The sequence below is a fragment of the Mesorhizobium sp. P5_C1 genome, from assembly GCF_054049815.1.
The window spans coordinates 1-1190 of record NZ_JBFULQ010001020.1; the positions used below are offsets into that span (position 1 = coordinate 1).

Genomic DNA, 1190 nt, shown 5'->3' on the forward strand with positions numbered 1-1190 from the left:
TTCAGTCAGCGCGCAATTGCTTGGAAATTGTGTCTCCCTATTTCATTCCTGGCAAAAGGGGGTCCGCAATCTTGTCGGACCTCGTCAGCAACGGCGTTGAAGTTGCGGTTCTGACCAATTCATTGGCAGCCACTGATGTCGCAGCGGTCCACGGCGCCTATGCAAATTATCGCAAGCGATTGCTCAGGAACGGTGTCAAGATTTTTGAGCTTCAGCCGTTCAGCCGGCGGCAGGCGATCTCGGTATTTGGATCCAAGGGCGCCAGCCTGCACACGAAGGCTTTCAGCGTCGATGACAAGACCGGTTTCGTCGGCTCCTTCAATTTTGACCCGCGATCGGTGTCGTTGAACTCGGAAATGGGAGTGCTTTTTGAGGATCAGGAATTGGTCGCTGAACTGCGGCGCAGGTTCCAGGCAGAGATATCACCGGAAGCGAGTTATCGGCTCGAACTGAAAAACAACGCGCTCCACTGGCATGGATGCGACGAAGGCAGGTCCCAAAATTATTCTCACGAACCTGAAGCGGGGATTTTCCGCCGCATCCTGGCGATCCTGGTCCGCCATCTCCCGATCGAGTCCCAACTTTAGGCAGCAACGCGACCATCGAGTGTCACCCTGCTACCGGTCACTCGCCCACGGTGCTCGAGGCATGTGTAGCGTAAGGTCGAGCCTAAGCGCGTAGATCCCTGCGTTAACGCGTCTTCGTGCCGAGGGCAGCAGGGTTGCCTGCACGCAGTACACAACGATCGAACTAGGCCAGAGCCCGCAGCGCGGTCGGCGCGTCAGAGTCAAAGCTCGACTTTGGCGACGTTGTCTTTGTAYTCGTCTTTGGGATCGAACCCGAGCAACATCTTGATCCCTGCCATTACGCTCGATCCATCCAGCCAAATCTCTGCCTCCCGCGGATCGAACCGTAGCAACGCTAGCCTCGGATCATCTTTCCCGCCCTCAAACCATGCGGCCACAAAGCGATTCCAAAGCCGATCGATCGTTGCACGGTCGTTGTCGAGCCAAAGATTCCCCTGCACCGTGGCGAACAGATCGTGGCCTTTGGACGTGAAGGTCGCGGTCGCTTTGCTGCCATCCGTCAGACCCTGAACGAGTTCGGTGTCTTTCGCCGTAAAGAACCAGACTGGACCATTTCCGTCAGTCTCCATTTGTGCAGTCATTGGACGAGGAATGACCTTGGAG

The 1190-nt window shown here is 56.3% G+C and carries 2 protein-coding genes; one reads left to right on the forward strand and one right to left on the reverse strand.

Annotated features, from left to right (window positions below):
- Window positions 1–587, forward strand: a 587-nt coding sequence (locus tag ACXJ7R_RS33545) for a phospholipase D-like domain-containing protein (protein ID WP_457155541.1), incomplete at its 5' end; no start/stop codon positions are given.
- A 200-nt stretch (window positions 588–787) separates the two neighbouring features.
- Here the strand turns inward: ACXJ7R_RS33545 and ACXJ7R_RS33550 are convergent.
- The coding region (locus ACXJ7R_RS33550) for a pyridoxamine 5'-phosphate oxidase family protein (protein ID WP_457155542.1) at window positions 788–1190 on the reverse strand (403 nt) is incomplete at its 5' end.